Here is a 6,724-nt window from a genome sequence, read left to right on the forward strand (position 1 = left end):
ATTAAAACAGAAGTTATTGGAGTATATTGAATATTACAACAAAAAAGCAAAACCATTTGCATGGACATATGCAGGAAAACCTTGTAAAATATAACATACCTTATTTAAGGGACAGCACACTAGCGATAAAACCAAACTTTCGGAGGATTTTTAAAACCAGGATTGTGCTATCCTCGTAAGAAGTGGCAATAGCTCCAAATGGTTTACCTGTAAGGGGCCAGATGTAGTTTTTATCCGCCTTTTTTGCAAAATAAACTATTACCATCAATCTCTCCATCAAAGCCACCAATTTTGCTGGAACTGGATAATAGAGAGGAGCGGCTATAATTATTCCATCTGCTGTAATCATCTTTTGAAAAGCCTTTCCAAAATCATCCTTAAGTATACATTTATAAGGCTTCTTACCACAACCCCAAGCCTCAAATTTATGCAAGCCAGAGTAGTGAGCTTCACAGGGTTTTATCTCAAAGTCTGCTAATTGCAGTATCTCTGTTTCAAAGATTCCTTCTTCTTTTGCTCCTTCAAGGCTAGATTTAAGGAGAAGATAGGAATTACCATCTTTCCTTTGCGAGCCGCTTATACCCAATATTTTCATTTTTGAGTATTAACCCTCTTCCAAAATCCTTTTGAGGTTTTCTTGTTCTTCAGTAATATGTTGTTTAACAGCCTTAAGTTTGTTATTGAATAATACACATAATATCTGGATAAATCTATTTAATAATCCAATTTTATGCCCCAGGTGTAGCTCGGTTGTAAACAAAGAGCCAGAATTATAAGGCTCTATAATAAAAACAAACCTTGCCCCTCCTATAGAATGAGGAAATAATGCCTTATATTCTAATTGTGAATATTGCCTGGTATTTGTAATCTGAAACCTTGTCTTTTCTAAATATCCATCAATATATTCTTCTACATAAATAACTGAACCTATCTCTAGTGAGTCTCCTTTAAGATAGCGACATTCTTTATGGTCTTTGTGCCATATTTTATAATTTTTCTCCATATTGGCAAACCAGTCAAAAACTTTTTCTGGTGTTGCTTTAATCTCAATTGTATCCTTAAATATTACCATTTTCCTTCACCGTCCATGACAATGCTTGTATTTCTTTCTCAGTTCCTTAAGGGGCAGGGTTGGTTTCTTCCTATCTTTATTTATCTTAAGCCAAATAGCCTCATCAGGTCATCCTCTAATGAGATATAAAACCTTGAGGAACCAGGGTCTCCCTGCCTGGCACACCTTCCCCTTAATTGATTATCAATCCTTCTTGCCTCATGGCGCTTAAGTTCCTATAATATGGAGACTTTATTACCTCTTCTTGTTCTCCCTTACCTGGTGGATTTCCTCCTAATATTATATCCGTTCCCCTTCCTGCCATATTTGTGGCTATTGAACCATACCCTTCCTTCTAATTTTATTGCTTGAATTTTGAAAAATACCCATCTATTTCTGGTCTTAATTCTATACCCACTCTTTCAAAACAATTTAATAGTTTTGCGTAAGCTCCATTACCACCAAGAAAATCCCAGAATTCCTCTGCGACTTTTAATTCATTGTCTAAATCTAACATACCTTTTAATGTCCATCTTTCATAGGGTTTTGGCTCGTATGGATTGTATGGGATAGCAATATAAGAATGAATATTTGCATTAGGATTTTTGGCTAAATATATTGCCACCCATTCTAATAATGTCCTTTTAAAGTCCTTGAAATTACTGAGATTAGGTTTAACTGTTTTTAAATCAAATAAATGAATGGTTCCATCGTTACTTTTAACAAATAAATCTACTTTTACAGTTCTTAATTTGTTCATTTTTCCTTTATTACAAACTTTTCTTATCCTTGCGGTTTCTTCTGGTTTGTTGGGATTATTTCCAAGGGTCAATTCATTCATAATGCGTTGAATTTCTGTCTGTGCTTGTTCACTTATTGTATTGCCTACGACAAATTGTTTTTGTGCTACAGAAAAGGTTAAACTTGCCAATGTTTCAGCCACAGGTTCAAAAATAGAAGTTCCAAAAGTAGTATTCAAAGAATGAATAAAAGAAAATAATGCCATCCTGTCTTTACCAAGCAAGCGATAATGAAAGGGCATGTTATTGGATTCCGGCTTGTAATTTTGAAACTTGTCCCTTATGCAACTCTTGATTACACCAATTATATGTTTTTTCTGAAAACTATTCATTGCCATACTCCCTTTTATATTTAAATAAGGCAAATTCGATTGCCCCCCTCCAATCAATTATGTCTCCAACTTTCTCCTCTATAAACTTCACCCCCTCTTCATCTAAATTAATGTCCATTTTATTTTCTTCTATTACATCCAAAATATCTTCAACTGATAATGAATAAATTACCCTATTTCTTTTCATTTTATTTTTTCCTTTAAGTGAAAAATTGTTTCCGCATAAGCGGTATCTCTGTCTTTTTCTACCCTGTTAAGAACAGGTCGCCTAAATTGATTAACAATTTTCATATTAGATAATTCTGCAATTTTAGGATAAAGATTGTATTTGTCATTAGCCACCAAAAATATATTATAATCTTTTTGAAGATATTTTTTGCAATTTCTTAAAGATTCCGCTATGCCTTTGGCATAAGCATCTTTTGCTTCTTTTCCCTGACCTTTAGAAAGAGATCCTATTTCTAATTCGTCTTTTCTTTCAAATCCAAAAATTTCGTATGCATAAGCATGCTGTTCGTGATAATCAATAAGGCCAACATAAGGGGGACTTGAAAAAATTCCCTTTATCTTTTGTCTTAATAAAATTTCTGCAAGCTCTGGATTTGCTTTTTTAACCTCTTTAAAAATATCAATTTTTCTACTATCACCACTCAAGCAAATTTGAAAGGTTTTTGTTCCTAATCTATCAAATTCTTTAAGACGATTCAATGTGTCTATGGTATATCTCTGCCACCACCCTTTAATGGAGAAAATTGGCTTGCATATTTTACCGTGTTTCTTACAATAATATGTAGTTATAACAGGCTCTTTTAAGGTTGCTAAATCAGCATGAGTAGTTGCCCTACAAGAACGAACGGTTCTGCTCAAGATTATCGCTAATATTTTCTTAATGTCCTTATTATCTACTTCTTTCAATTCTTTAAATACAAAATCGATTTCTTCTCTCACTGGAAACAAAAACCATTTATCTAAGAAAGAATTATTATTTTCTTGCTTAATTTTAACTTTATATTTTTCCACTAAATTACAATAAATACTTAAAAACCCTTGTTCTTTGTCTTTTGCATATTCTTTTTCATTAATCTCACCAATCCTTACTTTCTTCTTATACTCTGGTGATGGAAAATATTTGTAATTAAATTTGGCAAGTTCTGAAAGAAGATCTTCTTCAAAAGCGATATTATTCTTTGTGTTCTGAAAATTTTTTAAACTCAATGTTATTTTTTGAATGGCATTCCTAAGCTGTGGAATATTGTGTTTTTCAACTTTAACGTTACTAATCATTGCATTAAACGCAGAAATATCTACACCAATAGCATGCATCCCTAATTCATTTGCCTGGACTAATGTTGTTCCACTTCCACAAAATGGGTCTAGCACAATATCGCCTTTATGAAAATATATTTGTTGCTTAAATTCATCGGTGTGAGAATCAAGGAAATATTCTACCAATTGGGGAATAAATTTACCTTTATATGGATGTAATCTGTGAACATGTTTAGTTCTTTCTTCCTCTTTATATTCTACGAAAGACAAATGCCAATTAAGGTCTTTACCTAATTTCTTTTTCCAATGTTTTTCTTTGTCAAAAGCATCATAATAACTTTTTAATTCTTCTACATCTATTAAAAGATTACCATTATTGCCAAATTTTGTTATTCGTCCATACTGGAGTAAATACGAAAGATTAGAAATCGTAACTTTACGATTTAGATATTGCGAAGCCCAAATGCTTGCTTCTCTTAAATTTTTCAGCCTTTTTTCTTCTTTAAAAATTTCGCTTTTTGTTTCATTCATTTTACAAAATAACCCTACCTCCCATGGCAATGCTTATACTTCTTCCCGCTTCCACAGGGGCAGGGTTGGTTTCTGCCTATTTTCTTTTGGGGTTCATCTGGAAGGCTTGTCCTTCTGGTAATTGCTGGTCTTGGTCTTTCCCTTGCAGGAGCAAGGGAAACCCTGAATAAATTACCTACAATCTCTTCCTTCATATGGTATATAAGCTCCTCAAACATCCTGAATGCCTCAATCTTGTATTCAACCAAGGGGTCTCTTTGGCCATATGCCCTTAAATGGATGCTTTCCCTTAAGCTGTCTAAATTATGCAAATGGTCTTTCCATAGGTTATCAATTACCGAGAGCATAATCATCCTTTGGATATGGGTTATATTAGGACCAATGCTTTCCTTTTTCCTTTCATATTCAAGCAATATCTCTTTTTCTAAATCCTCCTTTATTTGCATTGCATCTTTTGTTGCTATTTCTGGATTTATTCCAAAAACCTGAGAAAGTCTCATCTTAAACCCATCAATGTCCCAATCATCTGGATGGCTATCCTTTGGAAGATAAATGGGAATGTATATATCAAGCATCTCAGAGAACATCTCCTTAAAATGCTCATCAAAATTGCCTGAGCTCATAATCATGTCCCTTTCATTATAGATAAGGCTTCTTTGCTGGTTCATAACATCATCAAATTCAAGCAGCCTCTTCCTTATGTCAAAGTTATGTGCCTCTACCTTTTTTTGGGCATTTTCTATTGACTTTGTAATCCAGGAATGCTCAATAACCTCATCATCCCTTAAGCCAAGCTTGGTCATTATCCCGGCAATCCTTTCTGAACCAAATAGCCTCATCAGGTCATCCTCTAAAGAGATATAAAACCTTGAAGAACCAGGGTCTCCCTGCCTTGCACACCTTCCCCTTAATTGATTATCAATCCTTCTTGCCTCATGACGCTCTGTTCCTATAATATGTAAGCCTCCAAGCCTTAAAACCTCCTCTTGTTCCTCTTTATTGGGTGGGTTTCCTCCTAAAATTATATCCGTTCCCCTTCCTGCCATATTTGTCGCAATGGTAACCATTCCCTTCCTTCCTGCCTGGGCAACAATCTCTGCCTCCTTTTCATGATATTTTGCATTCAATACCTGATGTGTAATGTTTTTGTTTTTAAGCATCTTGCTTAACCTTTCTGATTTCTCAACAGATATTGTTCCAACAAGGACAGGCTCTTGCTTTTTATAAAGCTCTACAATCTCATCAACTATAGCGTGAAACTTTGCCTTTTCTGTTTTGTATATCATATCAGAGGAATCCTTTCTACAAATTGGCTTATTGGGAGGGATAACAACAACATCAAGCTTATAGATATTAAAAAATTCATCAGCCTCTGTTTTGGCGGTTCCTGTCATTCCAGCAAGCTTTTCATACATCCTAAAGTAATTTTGTAAGGTAATCGTTGCCAATGTTTGATTTTCGCTTTTTATTCTTACCCCCTCCTTTGCCTCTAATGCCTGATGCAAGCCTTCGGAAAACCTCCTTCCTGGCATAATTCTTCCTGTAAATTCATCAATAATAAGAACCTCTCCATCCTTTACCATATAATCAACATCCCTTTGAAACAGGGTATGTGCCCTTAATGCCTGATTTATATGATGGATAAGGTCTATATTCTTTGGGTCATAGAGGTTTTCTGTCTTAAGAAGCTTCTCTGCCCTCCTCACACCATCCTCTGTTAAGACAGATGTATGCATCTTTTCGTCAACCTGATAGTCTATGTCCTTTTTAAGATAGGGGATTGTTTGATTTATCTTGTAATACTTATCTGTGGATTCCTCAGATGGGCCTGATATTATCAAAGGTGTCCTTGCTTCATCAATAAGAATTGAATCAACCTCATCCACAATGGCATAGAAATGACCCCTTTGCACCTTAAGCGATAGGTCAGGAACCATATTGTCCCTTAAATAATCAAAGCCAAATTCAGAGTTTGTCCCATAGGTAATATCGGATTGGTATATCATTTTTCTCTGTTCAGAGTTCATATCGTGCTGGAGATAGCCAACGGATAAGCCCAGAAATTCATATATTGGACCCATCCACTTTGCATCCCTTTTTGCCAGATAGTCATTTACCGTAACAATATGAACACCCTTTCCAAGCAGGGCATTAAGATAAACAGGCATTGTGGCAACAAGGGTCTTTCCCTCGCCAGTTTTCATCTCAGAAATTTTGCCTTCGTGCAGGACAATCCCTCCCATAAGCTGGACATCAAATGGCCTTAAGCCTATTGTTCTCTTTGCCGCCTCCCTTACTAAAGCAAATGCTTCAGGAAGAATTTCATCCAATGTCTCACCCTTTGCAAGCCTTTCCTTAAACTCACTTGTCTTTTCTTTAAATCTTACATCAGGATATTTTGAAACCTCCTCACTATGAGCATTTGTCTCCTCTACAATGGGAAGGAGCCTATTTATATCCCTCTTCTCTTTTGTGCCAAATATTAAAGAAAGAAGTTTTCCTAGCATAGGTTTAATGATAGCAATTATTGCTTAAAAAGGCAAGATAAATTGTAGGGGAGAGTTAATTTTAGCTATTAGCTTTAAATTTACTTAGTGTTAGCTAACGATACGTTGTATGATAATATTCTTTTCATCTTTTAGGTATTGAGCAGGGGTTTTATACCTCAAACTCCTAAGCCTTTTATTTTGATTATAGTCATCAATAAACTCAATAAGTTTATCATTTAATTCAATTATACTTTG

General features: G+C 34.9%; 6 protein-coding genes and 1 pseudogene. All 7 read right to left on the bottom strand.

Annotation, left to right across the window (positions count from 1 at the left end):
- Positions 1–100 precede the first annotated feature (100 nt).
- Positions 101–595, bottom strand: coding sequence for a flavodoxin family protein (locus tag AB1630_09070; protein ID MEW6103943.1), 495 nt, complete (start codon positions 593–595; stop codon positions 101–103).
- 9 nt (positions 596–604) lie between these two features.
- Positions 605–1,072, bottom strand: coding sequence for an SRPBCC family protein (locus AB1630_09075; GenBank protein ID MEW6103944.1), 468 nt, complete (start codon positions 1,070–1,072; stop codon positions 605–607).
- Positions 1,073–1,161: 89 nt separating this feature from the next.
- Positions 1,162–1,406 (bottom strand): annotated as a pseudogene (locus AB1630_09080) (hypothetical protein).
- Positions 1,407–1,412: 6 nt separating this feature from the next.
- The gene (locus tag AB1630_09085) at positions 1,413–2,189 is read right to left on the bottom strand and encodes a TdeIII family type II restriction endonuclease (protein MEW6103945.1); all 777 of its coding nucleotides are present in this window, start codon (positions 2,187–2,189) and stop codon (positions 1,413–1,415) included.
- Positions 2,176–2,370, bottom strand: a complete 195-nt coding sequence (locus AB1630_09090) for a hypothetical protein (protein MEW6103946.1) — start codon at positions 2,368–2,370, stop codon at positions 2,176–2,178. Before AB1630_09090 ends, AB1630_09085 begins: the two co-directional genes overlap by 14 nt.
- Positions 2,367–3,980, bottom strand: a complete 1,614-nt coding sequence (locus AB1630_09095; GenBank protein MEW6103947.1) for a DNA methyltransferase — start codon at positions 3,978–3,980, stop codon at positions 2,367–2,369. Before AB1630_09095 ends, AB1630_09090 begins: the two co-directional genes overlap by 4 nt.
- A 14-nt stretch (positions 3,981–3,994) precedes the next feature.
- Complete coding sequence (secA, locus tag AB1630_09100) at positions 3,995–6,487, bottom strand: preprotein translocase subunit SecA (GenBank protein ID MEW6103948.1); 2,493 nt, start codon at positions 6,485–6,487, stop codon at positions 3,995–3,997.
- Positions 6,488–6,724 lie beyond the last annotated feature (237 nt).

The sequence above is a fragment of the bacterium genome, assembly GCA_040753555.1.
Taxonomy (GTDB): Bacteria; UBA9089; UBA9088; order UBA9088; family UBA9088; genus JBFLYE01.

What these genes read in the sequence shown, in the direction of transcription:
- AB1630_09070 (MEW6103943.1), bottom strand. Translation starts at nt 595, where the DNA reads ATGAAAATATTGGGTATAAGCGGCTCGCAAAGGAAAGATGGTAATTCC.
- AB1630_09075 (MEW6103944.1), bottom strand. Translation starts at nt 1,072, where the DNA reads ATGGTAATATTTAAGGATACAATTGAGATTAAAGCAACACCAGAAAAA.
- AB1630_09085 (MEW6103945.1), bottom strand. Translation starts at nt 2,189, where the DNA reads ATGGCAATGAATAGTTTTCAGAAAAAACATATAATTGGTGTAATCAAG.
- AB1630_09090 (MEW6103946.1), bottom strand. Translation starts at nt 2,370, where the DNA reads ATGAAAAGAAATAGGGTAATTTATTCATTATCAGTTGAAGATATTTTG.
- AB1630_09095 (MEW6103947.1), bottom strand. Translation starts at nt 3,980, where the DNA reads ATGAATGAAACAAAAAGCGAAATTTTTAAAGAAGAAAAAAGGCTGAAA.
- secA (MEW6103948.1), bottom strand. Translation starts at nt 6,487, where the DNA reads ATGCTAGGAAAACTTCTTTCTTTAATATTTGGCACAAAAGAGAAGAGG.